At 63.1% G+C, this 17706-nt stretch carries 22 protein-coding genes and 1 pseudogene; 5 read left to right on the top strand and 18 right to left on the bottom strand.

Going from position 1 to position 17706, the window contains the following annotated elements; all coding sequences use genetic code 11:
- Window positions 1-229: 229 nt before the first annotated feature.
- The 11 genes from IPN92_10090 to IPN92_10040 form a co-directional block, all read right to left on the bottom strand.
- Entirely contained in the window at window positions 230-424 is a 195-nt protein-coding gene (locus IPN92_10090) for a hypothetical protein (protein ID MBK8638609.1), read from the bottom strand.
- Window positions 421-927, bottom strand: coding sequence for a hypothetical protein (locus tag IPN92_10085; GenBank protein ID MBK8638608.1), 507 nt, complete (start codon window positions 925-927; stop codon window positions 421-423). Before IPN92_10085 ends, IPN92_10090 begins: the two co-directional genes overlap by 4 nt.
- Complete coding sequence (locus IPN92_10080; protein MBK8638607.1) at window positions 924-2438, bottom strand: DEAD/DEAH box helicase; 1515 nt, start codon at window positions 2436-2438, stop codon at window positions 924-926. Before IPN92_10080 ends, IPN92_10085 begins: the two co-directional genes overlap by 4 nt.
- Window positions 2438-3508, bottom strand: a complete 1071-nt coding sequence (locus tag IPN92_10075) for a hypothetical protein (protein MBK8638606.1) — start codon at window positions 3506-3508, stop codon at window positions 2438-2440. Before IPN92_10075 ends, IPN92_10080 begins: the two co-directional genes overlap by 1 nt.
- On the bottom strand, window positions 3505-4095 hold the full coding sequence (locus tag IPN92_10070) for a hypothetical protein (GenBank protein ID MBK8638605.1): 591 nt from the start codon (window positions 4093-4095) through the stop codon (window positions 3505-3507). The genes IPN92_10075 and IPN92_10070 overlap by 4 nt, the downstream gene beginning before the upstream one ends.
- Window positions 4088-5062: a ParB N-terminal domain-containing protein gene (locus IPN92_10065; GenBank protein ID MBK8638604.1), complete on the bottom strand. Its 975-nt coding sequence runs from the start codon at window positions 5060-5062 to the stop codon at window positions 4088-4090. The genes IPN92_10070 and IPN92_10065 overlap by 8 nt, the downstream gene beginning before the upstream one ends.
- Complete coding sequence (locus IPN92_10060) at window positions 5063-5272, bottom strand: hypothetical protein (GenBank protein MBK8638603.1); 210 nt, start codon at window positions 5270-5272, stop codon at window positions 5063-5065. It lies immediately after the preceding gene.
- A gap of 114 nt (window positions 5273-5386) precedes the next feature.
- Complete coding sequence (locus tag IPN92_10055; GenBank protein ID MBK8638602.1) at window positions 5387-6190, bottom strand: hypothetical protein; 804 nt, start codon at window positions 6188-6190, stop codon at window positions 5387-5389.
- A gap of 101 nt (window positions 6191-6291) precedes the next feature.
- On the bottom strand, window positions 6292-7752 hold the full coding sequence (locus IPN92_10050; GenBank protein MBK8638601.1) for an integrase family protein: 1461 nt from the start codon (window positions 7750-7752) through the stop codon (window positions 6292-6294).
- 763 nt (window positions 7753-8515) lie between these two features.
- Window positions 8516-8830: a transposase gene (locus IPN92_10045; protein ID MBK8638600.1), complete on the bottom strand. Its 315-nt coding sequence runs from the start codon at window positions 8828-8830 to the stop codon at window positions 8516-8518.
- A gap of 134 nt (window positions 8831-8964) precedes the next feature.
- A complete protein-coding gene (locus IPN92_10040) occupies window positions 8965-9327 on the bottom strand; it encodes a transposase (GenBank protein ID MBK8638599.1) in 363 nt (120 codons plus the stop codon).
- A 143-nt stretch (window positions 9328-9470) separates the two neighbouring features.
- Here IPN92_10040 and IPN92_10035 point away from each other — a divergent pair, with 143 nt between their 5' ends.
- Complete coding sequence (locus IPN92_10035) at window positions 9471-10079, top strand: ATP-binding protein (protein MBK8638598.1); 609 nt, start codon at window positions 9471-9473, stop codon at window positions 10077-10079.
- A 396-nt stretch (window positions 10080-10475) separates the two neighbouring features.
- On the opposite strand, the gene IPN92_10030 is transcribed toward IPN92_10035, so the two are convergent.
- From IPN92_10030 to IPN92_10000, 7 genes and pseudogenes are all read right to left on the bottom strand, one after another.
- Window positions 10476-10706 carry a hypothetical protein gene (locus IPN92_10030; protein MBK8638597.1) on the bottom strand — a complete coding sequence of 77 codons (231 nt, stop codon included), beginning with the start codon at window positions 10704-10706 and terminating at the stop codon, window positions 10476-10478.
- A pseudogene (locus IPN92_10025) lies at window positions 10703-11131 on the bottom strand (recombinase). The gene IPN92_10030 and the pseudogene IPN92_10025 overlap by 4 nt, the downstream one beginning before the upstream one ends.
- A 91-nt stretch (window positions 11132-11222) precedes the next feature.
- Window positions 11223-11864: a 7-carboxy-7-deazaguanine synthase gene (gene queE / locus IPN92_10020; protein MBK8638596.1), complete on the bottom strand. Its 642-nt coding sequence runs from the start codon at window positions 11862-11864 to the stop codon at window positions 11223-11225.
- A 16-nt stretch (window positions 11865-11880) separates the two neighbouring features.
- Complete coding sequence (locus IPN92_10015) at window positions 11881-12972, bottom strand: 6-carboxytetrahydropterin synthase (protein MBK8638595.1); 1092 nt, start codon at window positions 12970-12972, stop codon at window positions 11881-11883.
- A 71-nt stretch (window positions 12973-13043) separates the two neighbouring features.
- On the bottom strand, window positions 13044-13739 hold the full coding sequence (gene queC / locus IPN92_10010; protein ID MBK8638594.1) for a 7-cyano-7-deazaguanine synthase QueC: 696 nt from the start codon (window positions 13737-13739) through the stop codon (window positions 13044-13046).
- A gap of 16 nt (window positions 13740-13755) precedes the next feature.
- Window positions 13756-14439, bottom strand: a complete 684-nt coding sequence (locus IPN92_10005; protein MBK8638593.1) for a hypothetical protein — start codon at window positions 14437-14439, stop codon at window positions 13756-13758.
- Window positions 14440-14657: 218 nt separating this feature from the next.
- On the bottom strand, window positions 14658-15083 hold the full coding sequence (locus IPN92_10000) for a DedA family protein (protein ID MBK8638592.1): 426 nt from the start codon (window positions 15081-15083) through the stop codon (window positions 14658-14660).
- An 87-nt stretch (window positions 15084-15170) separates the two neighbouring features.
- On the opposite strand from IPN92_10000, the gene IPN92_09995 reads away from it, so the two are divergent.
- The 4 genes from IPN92_09995 (at window position 15171) to lptF (ending at window position 17668) form a co-directional block, all read left to right on the top strand.
- The gene (locus IPN92_09995; GenBank protein MBK8638591.1) at window positions 15171-15722 is read left to right on the top strand and encodes a DUF192 domain-containing protein; all 552 of its coding nucleotides are present in this window, start codon (window positions 15171-15173) and stop codon (window positions 15720-15722) included.
- A gap of 110 nt (window positions 15723-15832) precedes the next feature.
- Window positions 15833-16117 carry a DUF4342 domain-containing protein gene (locus IPN92_09990; protein ID MBK8638590.1) on the top strand — a complete coding sequence of 95 codons (285 nt, stop codon included), beginning with the start codon at window positions 15833-15835 and terminating at the stop codon, window positions 16115-16117.
- A gap of 15 nt (window positions 16118-16132) precedes the next feature.
- Window positions 16133-16513, top strand: a complete 381-nt coding sequence (locus IPN92_09985) for a hypothetical protein (GenBank protein MBK8638589.1) — start codon at window positions 16133-16135, stop codon at window positions 16511-16513.
- Between the two features lie 39 nt (window positions 16514-16552).
- Entirely contained in the window at window positions 16553-17668 is a 1116-nt protein-coding gene (lptF, locus tag IPN92_09980) for an LPS export ABC transporter permease LptF (GenBank protein MBK8638588.1), read from the top strand.
- Window positions 17669-17706: the final 38 nt, after the last annotated feature.

Raw genomic sequence — 17706 nt, 5'->3', positions numbered from 1 at the left:
CTCGCTCCAATCTGTAAAACATCGCGTCAACAACTCGCCTTCAATCTCTGCCAAGTCCTGCGGCGTCAGTCGCCGCTCAAGCCACGGCGCCGGCATGCCTCTGCGATCCAGAATCTCGAACTCGACCTCGTGACCCTCGGCGGGGGCGGACCAGGTGGCGGGGCGGAAGGGGGCGTAGTGGGTAACCCGCGCAAGGCACGGCAGCCCACCCAGAACCTTCACGGGGTAATCAGTCACGCTGCGTCGTCCGCCGCTGGGGTGTACGGGCGGCGAGCATGGCGTCGGCGGCGAGGTAGGCAGCGGCTGCGGCCTCCTCCCAAGTCGGCGGATAGTTGGGATCGCCCGCCAACATCCCGGCGAGGGCCGACATGGCGAACTGGTCCCGTAGTGTGGTGGCACGGCTGGTGGTGATGTCAGCGGTCATCTCTGCGTCCTGTCGTTGGTGATAAGAATTGGGGTGGTGGCATCGGCCTCGGAGGCCGGCAAGATGTCGTGCTGCAGGATGGCCAGCAGGCGCCCGGGGAATTTCAGACGGGCGCTCCACTCTGCCTCGATCAGATCAGCGCCGGGGGCGAGCATGACCACCCACTTCGGTTCCTCGCCTTCGCCCATCGCAACCAGCAGACGAAAAACCTTCATCGCGCTGGTGGCCTTGGCCTCGGCGGTCTGGCGATCCTCGCCCGCGTCGAATTCCCGGATCGCGCTCCTCTCCTCGATGGCCTCCGCGATGTCCGCGATCTCCTCGACGGTGAGGGCTGGGGGCTCGGGCTGGGTGACCAGGTGCAGCAGGTGGGCCTTGTGCTGGCGGATCAGGCGTTGGAGCCCCTGACCGACTCGGGAAGCCGGCGAAACCCGCAGCACCCCGCCCTCGGCCCGCAAGGTGAAGCCCGCCGCGATCAGGTTCTGGTGCAGTTCCTCGGCAGTCATGCGGACCTCCAGGCGGGGCTATGGGCGCGGCGAATACCTTGGTAACGGCGGCGATTGGCGATCCATCGCTGTTGCTCGGGGCTAGGCTCGATGGGCGGCAGGTCGCGCCAGGAATAGGGCGGCTTACAACCCGGGTGGCGGTCTTGGGTCAAGTAGTAGGCCGCATTCGGGTTCTTATCACGAGCCAGCAGCCAGCCCAGCGCGGCCTGGTAGAAGGCAATGGGGGATTCCTGCCTGCCTGCCTCCTGGTCCTTCTCGTCCTCGCCATACTCGACAAGTACCCCGTCCAGGTAGCTGACCCGGTTCATGCGTCCAGGTCGATCCAGGCCGCAGTGGGGACAGGTAATTTCCTCGCGGGACATGATGCCGCCGCACTCGGTGCAAGCAACGAAGGGCGGTCTTTCCTTCTTCTTGCGCTTGGCGGGGTCTTCCTTGTCGCCCATATCCAGGTCAGGGACCTCGAAGTGGTGAGGGAGGCCGTGCTTGAGGCAATTTCCGCTGTGATCCAAGACGATGCAGTCGCTTTTGCCCTCGGCAGTGCGCAGGCCACGTCCGCACTGTTGAATATGAAGAGCCAAGCTAAGGGTAGGCCGGGCCAGGATCAGGCAGGCGGCGTCGGGGACGTTGAAGCCAATACCCAAGACGTTGACCGACGTAAGCAGCTTGATGTCACCCGCCTTGAAGCCGGCGATGATGTCCCGCCGCTCGCTGGCGTCGGTATAGGCGTCCAGGTGAGCGGCCTGGACCCCAGCCGCGAGGAAGTCGTCCCGGATGCTTTTCGAGTGGGCGATGTTGACCGCGAAGCAGAGGGTGGGCCGATCCTCGCCCCGTTCCTGCCAGGTCTTAACGATGTCGCCCACCAACTCCTTGCGGTTCATCGCCGTACCAAGGGCCTGCTCTTTGTAATCAAAACCCGCCGTGGTCGTGCCGCAGGCGACCCCCTCCAGGGCGGCGAGGATGCTATCGGCCTGGGGAGCGAAGGCCCGCACGGGGACCAGGAATCCGCCCTCAGTGAGTTCCGCGATGGTGGGGCCCCGCACCAGGTTGGTGAAGTGCTGGCCCAGGCCCTTCCTCATCGGGGTGGCGCTGAGTCCGATAAACGCCTTTTCGGCCCAGTCGGAAATCAAGCGGATGTGCTCCGCGTGCAGGATGTGCACCTCGTCGATGATGCAGATGTCCACCCAGTCCGGCGCCGACCGGGAGCGGATCGTCTGAATGGACGCCACCACCACGTCATCGTTCGAGCTGTAGTTCGTCTCGTCTCCGCGCAGGATGCCGACCCGCAACCCCGTCGCCACGAACGCGTCGACGGCCTGGCCTGCCAACTCGATGGTATGGACGATGAAAAGTAACGTCTTCCCCTTGGTCGCGGCGCGTTGGCCCAGGAGGGCGGCGATGATCGTCTTGCCCCCGCCTGTTCCCAATGCAAGCACTTGGTTCAGATGGCCCGCGCCATACCCGAGTCTCAGGTCGGTAATGATTTGCTCTTGAAATGGATGCGGCTTGAACATCAGCCAGCCCTCCGTGCGGGGACGAAGGCCGATCCGCAAAAGTCATCGGCGTCGCCCCATAGGGTCATCACTTCGCGGATGTCGCGGTCGGTGCAGTGGCTATGCTTGCAACTGAAGCCGGGCCAGCCGCCATCGCTCTCGAAGATGACGGTATCGCCTCCGTTTTCAGGGCTGGGTGAGGAGTGTTCCGCAGTCCAGGGACATTTCACCCCATGGACGCGATCCCCCAGCCGCCCGACATAGACCGTGTGGGCAGCGAACCAGGCCACCACGTCTAGGGTGGCATAGTCGCCCTTGCCACCCGGCGCCAAGGCCGTAGCGGGCCGCGTAGGGGCTCCTGGGGCCATGGGCGCGGGAGATTGCGCGGCGTAGAAGTTGGCCAGCCCCGCCACCTGGCGCGGATGCACCTGTAACCAGGGATCCGGGATGACGCAGCGGGATTTCCGATGGGGGCGCTCGTCGCGATGGATGCCCTTGCGCTTGATGCTCCCGTACAAGGCGCAGAGCCGGGCCGGGTTGCGAACGCTGCGGTCGAATAGCACTTCGTCGTCATCAAATTCTGACGCCAGGCCCGCATAGATCGTCTTCAACATCGCCGCCGTCTCCGCGTTGTTCGGAAGGGCGGTGCGGTACTGCAAATGCCAGCCGTTGCCAGACATGGCCAGCAGCGGCGCGGGCCAACCCAGAGCCGTCAACTTCGCCAGCAGGCCCCGGGCGCGAGTCTCGGCAGCGACGAGTTCTTCCGTCGTGCTCGACTGGCCTGTTGGGCGATCAGGGTCAAGGTCGAAAAAGAGCCGGGCGTAACGAGTAACGCAGCTATCCGGGGTCCGGGGACATTTCGTAGGGTCTGCCTGCCTGCGCTCCTCCGCGTAGGCTTTCCACTTTCCCGGGTCGATCTTGTTCAGCGTCGTAAAAAGGTTGCCGGGCGCATGACGTGCTCGTGCCGCCGCCAGAAAAGACCGGACGTCCCGATGGTGGCTGATGTCCAGGCGCCGATCTTCCATGTGGCACAGTTCCACCATTCCAGCGTCGTGGAACAGATGGACTAGGTACTTCTCGGTCTGGTTCATGCCACACCCCCTGGCAGGTCCAGCCCGTTTTCGTCTTGCGGCGGAAAATCCGCAGGGGGGGCTGTCTGGGGGTGGGGAGGGACAGGAGGAGGAGTAGGAGCAGGAAGAGGATTAGGGCCGGCATGGCATCCCCCATCGGATGCCCCATCGGATGCCCCTTGCCATGCCCCATCGGATGCCCCTTCTGGCATCCGGTAGCGGTGGCGAAACAGGGCAATCAGTTCGCTGTTGGGCAGGGCCCCTAGGTGCCCTTCAATCGTGCGGATGCGCTTGTCGCCTGCTTTCCAGTCTCGCGATACCTGATGGGCTAGCATGGTCAGCACGAACATGACACTCGTCTCACGGTCGTACTGGCAGAACCTTTCACGCTCCAGAACGCCGACGATGGACAGGAACTCCTCACTCGTGATCCCGAGTTCATCAGCCGCCGTGCCAACGGGCAGGTAGTAGATACCCGACATGTGGGAATGGGGACAGGCGGTCAGGTACACAGCCGCCAAAGCCACCCGGTGCCCGTGAACGCGAATGAGTCGCCGTCCGGTGCCGGCGATAAAGAAGCGGCTTTTGAGGATTGAGGAGTTACGCATTTTCTCCCCCTTTCTCATCTGCCAGCTTAGGGAACCGCGCCACCAGCCACGTCAAAGCCCGCCGCAAATTACCTGCGATGGTTGCCGCGTCGCTGGTGCTAAGTTGAGCCGGGCGCTTCTCCAGCACCGCCAGGGCATCCCGGAGGACGATCATGGTCTGCCCCGCGTTGAGGAGCGGCAGGCCCGCCAGGATGTTGCCCATCAGCTTGGCCGTGGACGGATGGGTCGTCTTCTTGGGCGCGGCCTCCTTGGCCAGCTTGGACGCGGTGTTTGGCTGGCTGGCTGCTTCTTGTTGCACCTCGGGCTCGGCCTTGGCAAGTTGTGCGGCGGTGGAGACAGCGATGTCGCCCCGGTCCATGGCGGCCACAAGTTCGGGCTCGGCATGGGTGACGACGGACTTTGCTTGAAGGTAGGTTGTCTCGTTGCCGAAGCCCGAGGCTCTGGCGGCGATTGCGCGGGTTTGACGCTCGCTCGGGGTGGCTCCCACTTCAGGAAAATTTTCCTGAAGTCCCCTAGCAGGTGCTTTATCGTTGCGTTGTCCTTGGCGTTTGCCGATCTTCTCCTCGATGGCCACGGCGATAGCCACGCGCTCGCTGGCTGTGAAGTCCTTACGAACCTCATTCTCGGCGTGTTCCGCCATCAAGCTGTCCACGGCAATGATCCGGGCCTGGATCGTCTCCAGGCCAAGATACTGATGGGCGCGTAGGCGACGTTCACCGAAGATGAGGCGGTGCTCCTTGTCCACACCAATCGGTTGCAGCAGGCCAAGTTCCTTGATGCTGGCGGCCAGGGCGTCAAGATCGCCGTGATCCTGACGGAAACGGTTGCCAATTTGGATGCTGGCAATCGGCAGGGTGATGATGTAATGACCGGCTTTGGATACCGGAATGGTAATAGTGGATGCAGAATCAGAAGCCGAGGTCGCGGCGCTCGTCATTCCTTCGGGGGTGGCGGGCGTTTTTTTCATTTAGGCCACCTTGCCCAATGCGATGGCATCGGCCTGTTGCGCATCAAACCAGAGCCGCCCATTGGGTAGCTTGGTCGGTATCAGGCCCATATACTGACCGCGCGCCGACACGGACACGCGGATCGTGTGCGGGACTACCTTAAAGAGCCCCGCGAGTTCATTGGTGGAATAGCCGCGCAGGGGCGGAGAGGGTTGGTCGTTGGGTTGCATATCAGTTGTCCCGGTGACGCGGCGGTGCCGCTAACGGGGCTAACTGTATGCAGTCGGAATCGGGCTATGTTCCCACCTGAGAATCAGGCGGGAATCGGGAATGTAGGCGGGAATCTAGGCGGGAATCTTTTTTTCAGTCGGAAGCAGACCCGCCGTGCGCCACTCAGAGAGGACGTTATCAACCCTCTTTTTCGACACCGATTTTACTTCGCCAAAGGCAGTAATCCATTGCAGCGAGTTTCGATTTTTCTGGCCTCTTGGGAACACGTCTTCTGATCCATGTTTTTTGAGCCAGTCCATCGTCTGTAGCGCAGTAGGCTGAGGATAGATGCCAGCAATATCAACCCGTCGCTCCCACATCTCGGCCATCCAGGCGACCATGCGCTTGGATTTCGTCACCCGAGAGGGATTGGCGGTCATGGTTGTGGCAACTTGGCCCTGTTCCTTGGGCTCTGGTTCTGTAGCCAGTTGCGCCATTGGCGCGGGATCATCCAGAAAGGCTATTCGCCAGGAGGCGGGAACCGCATACCCCCGCCAGATCGCCCACTGGCAAAAGTCTCGGGGGGCGACAAGTGGATCATCATCATCACCGAGATGGTGCAGTATCCCAGCGCGAATATCCTCAAAGGCAATCACGCGGATTTCCTTCATGCGCTGGTGCCAGTCAATGCGATGCGGATAGACATACCCGCATTTGGGACACTCCACCGCGTACTTATGCTTGGTGCCGCATTCAAGGCAGACCTCAACCCTGTCGTCGCCAACGATGGATGCGATGGGGCGGTAGGGGGGCACGTCAATGTAGATGAACCCGTATCCATCTGGTTCATCTGGCCGAAGTCCCAGCAGTAGCGCCACGGCGGCGCTCACGTCCCAGACGCTTTTTTTCAACCAGGGATCGGTTTGATCGGTAGTCATCGTTGCGCACTCCTTCGGGCGCCGCCTTCAAAGAAGGTGCCGGGCCAGGGCGGTGAAGGGTTCCGCCTTTTCGGGGGCCAACCTAGGCCCGGCAAAACGTCTCAGCCGACCGCCCGCAGCACGGGCGCTTGCTCGGTTTGGGGCTGGGTGATGTCTGCCTGCTCCAGAACCCATCCCTCGATCTTGGTATGCCACAAGCGCAGCAGGTCCACCGGGCGGCGGCGATAGTGCTTCTCGGCGGTGGCGCTGGGCTTGTGGCCCATAATCTGCGCCGCCACCCCTACCGGACACTCCACCCATTCCGAGAGGGTGCCGAAGGATCGACGCAGGCCGTGAATGGTCAAGCCCTCGATACCCGCCGCTTCACAGGCGGCCTTGTGCTGGATACGGGGGTCCTGAAGCCGGCCAGAGGCGGCGGTGGGGCTGGCGAAGACCCAGGGCGAGGGTTGCCACGCGGGCCGGGCGGCGGCCTCCTTGGGGCGCAGGCTCCGGGGCAGCGGCGGCGGGGTCGCGTTGCGGGCCTGCAACTCGCGCAACAGGGCCAGACAGTAGGGGGTAAGCGGGAGCGTCCGACCGCCCTCCTCCACCTTGTCGGCGATGTGCAGGGTCTTCCACTGGAAATTCACGTCCGCCCACTTCAGTTCGAGCAACTCCTCCCGCCTGGCGCCGGTCAGCAGGGAGATTTGCAGAAAGGTGGCGATGATGGGATTGGGTATCTGCCGGACCTTCGCGAACCATGCCTTGAGTTGCTCCCGTTGCAGTACGTCATCCTTGGCGCGCTTGCGCGGGACCTCCTCCCGTACCGACCGCGCCCCACAAACGTCTTGCTGGGTCGAGCCGGCATAGTCGGGATGGGACGCGCACCAGTTGAGGAAGCCACGCAACAGGCGATACGCCAGGGCGGCCTGGGTCGGGCGACGGGCGGCCTCGATCTTCAACCAGGCGGCAACCCGGTCGGCGGTGAGTTGGGTGAGGGGCAACCGCAGCAGGGGGCGAAGGATACCCGGCTGGGTGAACGGCTCGGGACCACTGCGCCGGCCCCGGGTGATGGGCTTGCCCCCCTCCTGGCTGGTCCGGGCATGATCGTGGATGGTGCTGGCGCTCCACTTCGGGGTGCGGGCGGCGATGTAGACCTGCCAGACCTCCAGCGCCGTGATTTCCCGCCGGGCGGCTTCCAGGGCGGCGGCTTGTTCGGCGGCGAGCTTGGCGGCAACGGCGGCGGCGCGTTCCCGATCCTGTTCCTTCATGACCTCCCGGGGGTCCTTGCCCTCCTCGATCCAGCCTTGCCAGATGATCGCCTTGTCGCGGGCGTCGGGCAGCTTGACCGGGCCATACTCCCCGATCTGTATCTTGATGGTCTGATAGCGCAGGTTAGACCGGAAATAGAAGGTCTTTGACCCCGACAGTCGCCCCCGGACTTGGAGCTTGCTCTCGGTGTCCTTCAGGTACTCATCATCCCGTTCCGGCTTCCAATTGGTGATGCGGGTATCGGTCAACTTAACCGGAGGGTTCTGGCGACGGTCGTTTTGGGACGGAATGGAATCGTGGGCGGGTTTATTCATCAACTGATCCCTTGGTTTGGGCTTGAATGGCTGGGACGGAATCGGGACGGACTAGAGTGTATTCTAGTGTATTCATCCCCATACGCAAGCCGGTAGTAAGAACGAAGGATCAGAAACTTATGACGTAATTGAACACCGATGAATGAGATTTTTTCGATTTTTCGGGAACTCATAATCCCTTGGTCCGGGGTTCAAATCCCTGACGGCCCACCAAAATTCAATAAGTTAGATGCGCAAGTAGGCGCATCATTCGCCCCAAAGTACCTCAATCGCGTCCCTTAGTGGTACCTGGATTGGTACCTCGTGGTGCTTCCCCGGCCCAGCAATGACGAGCCTCTCCCCTGATCCAGGATCGAGTTACCAAGCAGGTAACACTTAGCAACATGCCTTTGGTATTAGCCCACCCTTCGCTCCTGGTGGTGCATGGACAGGCGATGGTGGGCAACCGAGCCAGGGTCAAGAGGGGCCTGGTGCCCGCCGACGCAACGCTGCCTGATAGCGATAGCCGTTGACCAAAAGAAGATGCCTAGGACGAAACAACCGGGTGAATCAGTCATACCTTATCCTTGCTCCCCTGATGTTGGAATCTTTGGAATCATTCCATTTTATTACAATTACTTAGATGGAAGCTTTGATGGCTGCTGGTGGAATCATCTGAAAGCACCTCACCAGAATGATTCCACCGGCATAACTACCCAGGTACCCCGATCGGACGCTGCCCCCGCTTAGGCGAAGCGAGGCGGCGGCGGTGAGCCCTGGAAAGTCAGGATGAGGGCATGGAAGGGATTGTGCCCTGCTTGTGGAGGGTCGCCAGATAGGCGCGAATGGTGCAAAAGGCGTCGAGGCCGCCCGGGGTGCGGAAGCCGCCGGCGACTTTCTGTTTCACCTTGGGCATGCGCACCGCCTGCTCGCCGAGGTTGTTGGTGAAGGGGACCCCGGGATCGATCATGAAGCGCCAAACAGCGTCGGCGTAGCGGCACAGGCGGTCGATTAGATTGAGCGCCTTGCTCTGTTTGGTAAGCCCGCGTTTGCCCGAGGGTGGTGCCCGCGGATTGGCCGCTTCGCCGGTGGCGAGGATCTGGTCGTAGGCCGCTCGATAGTGGAGATGCGCTCGGCGGGGAGCGGCGCACCGACGGCCGCGACCTCATGGCCGGCGGCGAGCAACAGATCGGTCAGGCACTGGGCCCAGGCTTGCCCCAGCTGCTCAAAGACCTAGGTCAGTTCGCACCGGCGATGGGCATGGCACAGACCGTGCTGGCAGGCGCGTTCCCGATAGGGCTTCCAGCCATCGTGGATCAACGTTCCCACAAACGCGGTCAGCAGCCCGAAGGCCTCGAACGCCTTGTGGCCGCGGTTGAGATGCGCACCGAGCCAGGTCAGCAGAGGGGTCGCCAGGACAGGCATCCAGTGGAGCTGGCCCCCCGCGCGCAGGCCGGTTTCGTCGGCATGAGCGACCGGGGCGCACGCGAGTACCTCGCCGATCGCGGCGACCGTCGGGGCGAGCCGCACCGGCGCCTCGGCCTGGATCGTCAGCACCGTGGCATCGGACATCGGCAGGCCGAACCGATCGCCCATGAGCACCGGGGGTGCCCATGACCGCCATTGACCCGCTCGCCGCGGCCTAACGCGCCCTGCGCTGCCATTGCCGCCGGCCTGCCCGCCCTCCTCGCCTGGGCCGAGGCCAACGAGTTGTCCTACTGCACCTGGCCGAACAATGGGTGGAGCTGGAACGACAGGGCCGGGTCCGCAATCGCCTGGCGCTGAACCTGACCAAGGCCGGCTTCCCCGCCATCAAGCGCCTGGAGGAGTTCGATTTCCGCCACCAGACCACCATCACCCAGGGCCAGATCAACCCGTTGCTCGACTTCCGCTTCCTCGACGAGCGCGCCAATCGGGTGTTCATCGGCCCGCCCGGGGTCGGCAAGACCCATCTGGCCATCGCCATCGCGCTCAAGGCGGTGGCGGCCGGCTACCAGGTCCTGTTCACTACCGCCCTAACCCTGGTGGAGACCTTGGAGATCGCCGAACTCAAGGGCGAGCTAAAAAAGAAGATCGCCAGCCTGCTCAAGTTCGACCTGCTGGTCGTTGACGAACTGGGCTACCTACCGATGAACCGTCAGGGGACCTACAACCTGTTCCAGCTCATCAACGGCCTCTACGAGTTCCGCTCGGTGATCCTGACCACCAACAAGGACTTCACCAACTGGGGCGAGTTCTTGCGCGAAGACAACGTCGCCGTGCCCATCGTCGACCGTCTCATCCACCACTCCCAGGTGTTCATGCTCGGAGGGGAAAGCTATCGCCTGAAGCAAAAACTCGCCAACTGACCGATATTCCCTGATCCTGGGGCGGGTCAAAATTGTTGGCCACTCGTGGGTCAGTTCTGGTGGCCATTGACACGTACTCGTATCGTCGCTCATGGCGCACCTCTCGTTGCTGCTTTAGGTCTCGACAACCATATTGTCAGCAACGGTGCGCCGCCGGCTCAAGCGCTATCAGTCCCCGCTCATACACCAGAATCGAGCATAGCTCGAGGTCCAGGCTGCCAAAATCCTGCCGCAGCAGGAAGCCGTTGGGGTCGTTGGCGATCGCCTGCAACCGGGCGATGGCACCCGGTCCCGGGCCTGATTAATCTCCTGCATCAGGTGGGCGTAGATGGCCTGCTGGTCCGGCTCCTGTGCATAACGGACGGGGTGAAAGATGCCCACCAGTTTACGGCAGACCTAATCGAGCGCGCTCCAGAACCCCAACGCCCCGTCGCCGACGGCCAGGCGCGGACCCGCCTGCGGACCACATGCCTTGAGTTCGCGCCGCACATCCAACCAGGGGCGATACGCCATCCCGCCGCTGGTCTGTGTAAAGTCAAAGTCGTTCTTCTCGTAGCGTGGAAATGCCTCCCGGCCGCTCCAGCGGCCCGAGGCGTAGAGCTGGAGTGTGGGAGCCAGAAGCGTCAAAAGTCTTCCTCGTCGTCCATGAAGCGGTCAATCGCTTCCAACCAATCCGGCATGCCTTCCTTGATGGTTGCCTTCAGGTCAATCAGATCGTCTTTGCCAATCAAACCCTTTTCAGCCATGAAGCCATAGAACTTCTTGAGGCTGGCGGCATTGCTCCGGATGCTCGCCGGGCTCGACCACATGGCCTTCCTGATGAACCAATACCCCAGAAAGTCGTCCACCTGGTGGACGCCCGCCGGAGCATCGACCGCCTCTGCATAAAGCAGGTATTGGTTGATGTAAAACTCAATGTTGCCGCAGTGCTGCTAGACCGTCTTATCGCCAATACCGGTCGCCTTCAACCAGGCCGCGAAGTCGGCCAGCAAGGCCGCATTGACCTTTCTGATCCTCTTACAGTCAGCTTCGTAGTTCTCATAGTCATCCATCATAGAATCATTTTTTTCAATGTCATGAGGCTCGACAACCTCTCTCGCTCAGCGCAACTCACTCTGCCAGGGTTTGCAAAGAATCCCTGCCTCAGGGAATACCCAACAGCTTATGCGTCTGCAGGCTCAGCCGCCAGCGGGGGTGCGCCAGACAATAGGCTAGGGCTTGCTGGGTATGGGCGGCTCGGTCCGGCCCATCCAGGGGCTGCAGGAAGAAGTAGCGGAAGTCGAGCCCGGCGAAGCGTTCCGGGGGCGCCTCCGCTTGGGGATAGACCAGCTTTAATTCGTCGCCGGACCGCAGGACCAGCTCGGCATCGGCCTTGGGACTGACGCAAATCCAGTCCAGCCCCGGGGGCGCCGGGCGGGTGCCGTTCGTCTCGACGGCAACCTCAAGGCCGCGGCTCTGGAGGGCCGCGATCAGGGCGGCGTCCAGTTGCAGCAGGGGCTCGCCGCCGGTGCAGACGACATAAGGTCGGACCCCGGGACCCGTCTCGCCGCCCCAGGCGGCTTGGATACGCTCCGCCAGCGCAGCGGCGCCGGCAAACCTGCCGCCCCCCACCCCATTGGTACCCCGAAAATCCGTGTCACAGAAGGTGCAGACGGCCCTGGCCCGGTCCTGCTCGCGCCCGGACCAGAGATTGCAGCCGGCGAAGCGGCAGAAGACCGCCGGCCGGCCCGCCTGGGCGCCCTCCCCTTGCAGGCTGTAGAAGATCTCCTTGACGTGGTAGCTCATGGGCGGGACGGGGCGGTCAGGCGGGCAGGGCCGGTCCCAGGGGGCCCCAGCAGAGGCTTACGCCGTTACCGGTGGTCTCAAAGAGATCGATGCGGTCGAGCTGCGGCAGGTCGGCGGCCTCGCCACGGATCCACTGCGCCAGGCTGGCCGGATCGGGGTCCGCCAGACCGGGCAGTTCGTCGAGCGGGTGGTGGTCGAGCCGGTCATAGACGGGCTTAAAGAGGGCCTTGACGTCGCCGTAGTCCACCGTCCAACCGAGCACCTGGTCCAGGGGGGAGGTCAGGTGCAGGCGCAGCAGGTAACTGTGGCCGTGCAGGCGCCGGCGATGGTCCCCGGCCGGGGCGCGGACCAGGCGCAGGGCGGCCTCGAAGCGTAGTTCCTTCCAGATGCGGTAGTTAACCCCGTCGAAGTGGCAGCCGGCGGTGGCGGTCTCATAAACGCTGACCCAAGACAAGGCCGGCAGACTCGGCTTGAGGCGATCCCAGAGCCAGTGGGCAAGCAGTTCGCTGGTCGGGTTCACCAGACCGGGGAGATCATTGAGGCATGCCTGGTGGAGTTCGGCCTGGCGGGGTGCCCAGACACGGGCCAGGTGGTCGAAGTCGATGCCCATGTCCTGGCCGGCCAGATCCTGGTCGGCGTGGAGGATGACCTCGAACCCATGGCCATGCATGCGCCCGCAGGGATGGCCGGCGGAGACCTGGGGTAGCCGGTGGGCGGCCTCGAAGCGGAAGCGGTGCCAGAGGTGGCAGTGGTCGCCACCGTCCAGCTCCGCCCCGGTGTCGCGGGTGCTCTGGATGCCGACACGGGCCAGGCCGGGCAGATCCAGGTGATCCCGCACCCAGCGGGCCAGATTCTCGTCGGTGGGCACCGGGAGTTGGTCGTTGAGGTAGCGATAGTCCAGGGGCGCGACCGCTGCCGTCAGGGCGGCCCCCAGCGCCTGGCACTCACTACCGGGAAAGGGCGCCCAGTCCGGCGGCAGGTCGGCCCGCACCCGGGCCAGGAAGCTGTGGCCGTGCAGGCGTCGCGAGCGGTGGCTGACCGGAAGAATCTCGATCTGGCAGGCAGCCTCGAAGGGGCTGGCGGCGAGGTAGTGCAGGTGGTACGGCATCTAGGGGCTGGCCTGGGGCGGCATGGCAGGGAAGTGGGCGGAGGTGAGCGGCGGGACGAACCGGGGCGATATCAGTCCAGACCGTGCCGCTGTAACAAGGGATCCGGCACCCCGGCCTCGCGGAAGCCCTTGGCGCGCAATTGGCAGGAGTCGCACTGGCCGCAGGGCCGGCCGGCCGCTCCCGGGTCGTAGCAACTGCTGGTGAGCCCGTAGTCGATGCCGAGGGCCAAGCCCCGTTGGATGATCTGGCCCTTGGTCAGAGCGATCAAGGGGGCGTGGATATGGAGGTGCTGGCGCCCCTCAACCCCGGCGGCGGTGGCCAGGTTGGCCATCCGCTCATAGGCGGCCAGATACGCGGGCCGGCAGTCCGGGTATCCGGAATAGTCCAGGGCGTTGACGCCGATGAAGAGGTCGCTGGACCCCAGGACCTCGGCCCAGGCCAGGGCAAAGGACAGGAAGACGGTATTGCGGGCCGGGACGTAGGTAATGGGGATGCCCGCCGCCAGCGTGTCCAATGGGCGGTCCTTGGGTACCGGGATGTCCGCCGTCAGGGCGGAGCCGCCGAAGCGGCGCAGGTCGATGTCGGCGATGATGTGCTCGGCGACGCCCATGACCGAGGAGACCCGCTGGGCGGACTCCAGTTCCACCCAGTGCCGCTGGCCATAACGGAAGGACAGGGCATAGGGCGTGAAACCCTCGGCCTGGGCGATGGCCAGGGTGGTGGTCGAATCCAGGCCACCACTCAAGAGTACGACTGCGGGGTGCATGAGAGGGTTTTTCTGATTAAAATCCGCTATCACCGGTCAGAAGCGGCAGGCCAAACATGGAAGACAAGGGCGCGGGCTTTTGCGACAGCAACGGCAGACCAAAGCTGGATGACTTGGGTGTGACCTGTTGCGTCAACAGGGACAGGCCGAAGCTGGCCTGCTTGGGGCTGGCGTTACCCGCCAGGGTCTTGAGGTAAAAAAGCGAGGACAGCGGGGTGGCCTTGTTGCTCAACAGGCCGAATCCAAACGAGCGGTGGAACATGTCGCCGGTCGCCAGTGGCTCAAGACCCAGCAACTCCGAAATCGGCGCCGGTTGACATGACAGCACCGGCAGGCCTAAGGCCGCGGAGAGGGGGGTGAACTTGTCCCCGTCGGCCCAGGTCCGTGGCCGTGGCAGGAGGTCGGTATCGACGGGTCCGAAACTCCCCAGGATGTTGAGCGCCAACTGGCCGTAGCCAAAACCCGTGCGAATCATGACGAGCGAGCGGCCACTCTCCAGGCCCTGGGCATAGACGGGGGCGTCGTAGCCTTCCATGAAACCGGCCCGGATCGCGGTCGCGAGGTTCTCGACCGAGCCCTCTTCATGGTTGGAGTCCGGCGTCACCAGGAAGAGGGTTTCTTCGGGGAAACCCTCCTTCTTGAGTTTAGCGACGGCCTCGCGTGCCGCCTCTTGGGTCTCGTACAGCCGTGCATAAATCACGTGGGTCTCCAAAAATGGGTGAGGGGAAATTTTGGCGCGTCACCAGGGTGTCAGGGGGCCGACGCCTATTAACGATCATCCTACTAGATTACTCTTCGCGACAGGCCCAATAAAGCCTGAAGCACTGGTCCAACGCCTTGCTGGAATCATTACGAGCAGGCCAACCGCCCCGGCGGGCGGCAAGGATGAAGTTCACGGCTAATACCAGGGTCGGGGGACTAAATTACCCACACCAATCCCAGCATCATGGCATAGCGAGCCCCCTTACCCAGGGCCGTGAGCAGCAGGAAGAGGGGAAATCGCACCCCCATCAGGCCGGCGATAAAGGTCAAGGAATCCCCGACGATGGGCGCCCAGGAGAACAACAGGGACCAGACGCCATAGCGTTGGAACCACCCCTGGGCCAGGCCCAGGGTAGCCGATTTGAAAGGAAACCAGGATCGATCCTGATAGTGAAGCAAGTAGCGGCCCAACAGCCAGTTGACCGCCGCGCCGAGCGTATTGCCCGCCGTGGCCCAAGCCCAGAGCGCCAAAGGATCGTAACCCGCCGCAAGCAGGCCTACGAAAAGGACCTCGGAATAGGCGGGCAGGAGGGTCGCCGCCAGAAAGGCTACGAGAAAGAGGCCCAGATAACCTTCGAGCATGGTGATGGCAAAATACCGTCTTATTGCGCTTTCAGGATAGGATTCATGGCATTATAGGTCCTGGTGATGGGCTGATGGCGCTTTGACATGATGATTTCCTGGTTTAGCAACTTTACAAGAACCGCCGGCATCCGGGTCCCGGTCCCTGTTCATCCCTTGCTGCTCCTGGCTTGGCTATGCCTGCTTGTCTCGCCCGCCCAAGGGGGAGGCATCCGCCCAGATGCTACCCTGGAAATCCAGGATACGGAACAGCACCGGATAGCGAGCCTCCTGGTGGAGATTGCCGATACGCCAGCCGCGCGGGAGCGGGGACTGATGAACCGGATACTACCGGACGATCAGACGGGCATGCTCTTCATCTTCCCGGAGGCAGCCCCGCGGGCCTTCTGGATGCGCAACACCCCTGCCTCCCTGGACATGCTCTTTGCCGACAGCGAGGGACGCATCATTCATATCGCCCCAGAAACCCGCCCCTTCTCCGACCAGCATTATCCATCCCATGGCCCGGCCAGGTACGTACTGGAGACGCGCGGTGGCTTTGCTTCTCGCCATGGCGTGGTGCCTGGCATGCGGATCACGTATTTCGCGGCCCCTTTGGGACGCCCCCAGGACCCCGGCGAGCCCAAACCCACGCCCTAGCCGCCCTGACTCAAGATATCCCGGCTGGCGCTGCCCGGAAGTTACCCGATCGGGCCGCCCGCAATTGGACTATCATTTCCCTCCCTTTTCGCACAAGCCCGGGTATAACAATGCGCCAAGATGACCAGGATCCCAGCCCCCGTGACCGCATCACCCTGGCTGGCAGCGACTTGTTGGACTATGTCAAGGGGCTGCTGGCGGAAGGCAATATCCGGCGCCTCATCATTCGCAAGCCGGATGGCGCCAGGCTGCTGAATGTGCCTTTATCCGCGGGCGTCGCCGTGGGTGGCGTCCTCATGCTGATGGCACCGATCCTGACGGCCCTGGGCGCCATAGCCGCCTTGGTAGCCAAGGTCCAGGTTGAGGTCGTGCGGCGTGACGACGGTAAGGATTAAGGAAGGGACGCGACAATGACGGCGGCGCTCCTATTTTCGGTGGTGGAATCCCCAGGTCATCCCAACTTCTCGGCCCTGTACCGCCAACTGGGCATCGAAGAACGCCGGCTGCCCTCTCTGCGTAAGGCGATCCAGGCCCTCAAGACCGATTCCCCCCAATGGGTGGTTGCCGAATTCTTTCATGGTTTTGGCAGCAATTATGCCGGAGCCAATCTGAGCAATCTGGATGTCCTGCTGGCCAGCCTGCAAAAATACGCCCCGGCAGCCCGCATGATCGTGCTGGTCGAAAATTCCCAACGCATCTATGTGGACAAGCTGGCGGAGCGCTTCCCGCTCCACGCCGTGCTGGTGCAGCCCGTGGCGGCCGAGACCCTGGCCAACCTCTTGCGCACCTAAGGGGCTGGCCATGCACCCTAAATCCAACGCCGAGTCCGCTTGACCGCCATGCTTGCCGTCCTCGACCGCTACCTGCTCAAAGAGGTGATGAAGGTCTTTCTGGCCGTCCTGGGCACCGTTCTGCTGATCGTGCTCAGCCTCCTCATGCTGCGGGCGCTGGAGGATATCAACGCCGGGGCCCTGGGCTCGGACATCGTGCTGCGCTTCATGGGTCTACGTATCGCCAGCGATTTGCCCAGCCTGCTGCCGCCCGTCTTCTTTGCCGCCGTCCTCATGACCCTGGGCCGCATGGCCCAGCATAGCGAACTCATTGCCTTCGCCGCCTGTGGCATTGGACCGATCCGGACTTACCGGGCCCTCTTCTATGCCGCCATCCCGGTCGCCCTCGCCGCCGGCTGGCTAACCCTCTCCGTGCGTCCCCTGGTGGTGACCGAACTCATGCAGATGCGCACCAGCCAGCAGGATGAGGCGCAACAGCTCTTTGGGATCAGGCCGGGCCGTTTCTACCAGCACGATAATGGCCAGATCACCCTCTTCGTGGATGATATTCAGGATGGTAGCCACCTGCGCAATATCTTCATCCACGACCAGCGGGAAGAGGTCATCAAGATCGTCCTGAGCGGCGAGGGCATGCTGCGCCAGGACGAGGAGACCGGGCAGCAGTTCATCACCCTGATCGATGGCCGCCGCTACGACGGCAAGCCGGGCACCGCGAACTATGCCATTGGCGAGTTTGACCGTTACAGCCTGCGCCTCAAACAGCGGCAGACGGAGGATGTCCAAAGCCAGAAGCGGGCCACCTTCGCGACCGCGAGCCTGCTGGGCTCCGACAACCTCCGGGACAAGGCCGAACTCCAATACCGGTTGTCGAGCCCTCTGGCGGTCCTGACCCTCACCCTGCTCGCGGTCCCCCTGACCGCCCGATCTCCGCGCCAGCGCAATACCTGGCGCCTCTTCGTCGCCTTCCTGACCTACATCAGCTTCTTCAATCTCCAGCGGGTGGCGACCAATTGGTACGAAACCGGGGCGACGCCGGAGTGGCTCGGGAGTCTCTGGTATCAGGTCCTGGTGCTGGGCCTGGTGATGGCGGTCGTACTTCCCAACGGCAACTGGTGGCGACGCCTCCGCCCCGGCTCCCGCCCGGTGCCGGCTTGATGGGCTCTGGCTAGCTCCGCGGTAACCCTTCAGCATCC

This window comes from Chromatiaceae bacterium, assembly GCA_016714645.1.
Taxonomy (GTDB): domain Bacteria; phylum Pseudomonadota; class Gammaproteobacteria; order Chromatiales; family Chromatiaceae; genus M0108.
Note: the sequence above shows the minus strand (reverse complement) of the source record. Positions and strands in the feature narration are given on the sequence as shown.

Excerpts from the sequence above, each read along its gene's own strand:
- IPN92_10090 (MBK8638609.1), bottom strand. The coding sequence starts at position 424 with ATGACCGCTGACATCACCACCAGCCGTGCCACCACACTACGGGACCAG.
- IPN92_10085 (MBK8638608.1), bottom strand. The coding sequence starts at position 927 with ATGACTGCCGAGGAACTGCACCAGAACCTGATCGCGGCGGGCTTCACC.
- IPN92_09990 (MBK8638590.1), top strand. The coding sequence starts at position 15,833 with ATGCGCCAAGATGACCAGGATCCCAGCCCCCGTGACCGCATCACCCTG.
- IPN92_10040 (MBK8638599.1), bottom strand. The coding sequence starts at position 9,327 with ATGGGCGATCGGTTCGGCCTGCCGATGTCCGATGCCACGGTGCTGACG.
- IPN92_09985 (MBK8638589.1), top strand. The coding sequence starts at position 16,133 with ATGACGGCGGCGCTCCTATTTTCGGTGGTGGAATCCCCAGGTCATCCC.
- queC (MBK8638594.1), bottom strand. The coding sequence starts at position 13,739 with ATGCACCCCGCAGTCGTACTCTTGAGTGGTGGCCTGGATTCGACCACC.
- IPN92_09995 (MBK8638591.1), top strand. The coding sequence starts at position 15,171 with ATGATGATTTCCTGGTTTAGCAACTTTACAAGAACCGCCGGCATCCGG.
- IPN92_10015 (MBK8638595.1), bottom strand. The coding sequence starts at position 12,972 with ATGCCGTACCACCTGCACTACCTCGCCGCCAGCCCCTTCGAGGCTGCC.
- IPN92_10070 (MBK8638605.1), bottom strand. The coding sequence starts at position 4,095 with ATGCGTAACTCCTCAATCCTCAAAAGCCGCTTCTTTATCGCCGGCACC.
- IPN92_10050 (MBK8638601.1), bottom strand. The coding sequence starts at position 7,752 with ATGAATAAACCCGCCCACGATTCCATTCCGTCCCAAAACGACCGTCGC.
- IPN92_10065 (MBK8638604.1), bottom strand. The coding sequence starts at position 5,062 with ATGAAAAAAACGCCCGCCACCCCCGAAGGAATGACGAGCGCCGCGACC.
- queE (MBK8638596.1), bottom strand. The coding sequence starts at position 11,864 with ATGAGCTACCACGTCAAGGAGATCTTCTACAGCCTGCAAGGGGAGGGC.
- IPN92_10080 (MBK8638607.1), bottom strand. The coding sequence starts at position 2,438 with ATGTTCAAGCCGCATCCATTTCAAGAGCAAATCATTACCGACCTGAGA.
- IPN92_10055 (MBK8638602.1), bottom strand. The coding sequence starts at position 6,190 with ATGACTACCGATCAAACCGATCCCTGGTTGAAAAAAAGCGTCTGGGAC.
- IPN92_10075 (MBK8638606.1), bottom strand. The coding sequence starts at position 3,508 with ATGAACCAGACCGAGAAGTACCTAGTCCATCTGTTCCACGACGCTGGA.
- IPN92_10000 (MBK8638592.1), bottom strand. The coding sequence starts at position 15,083 with ATGCTCGAAGGTTATCTGGGCCTCTTTCTCGTAGCCTTTCTGGCGGCG.
- IPN92_10060 (MBK8638603.1), bottom strand. The coding sequence starts at position 5,272 with ATGCAACCCAACGACCAACCCTCTCCGCCCCTGCGCGGCTATTCCACC.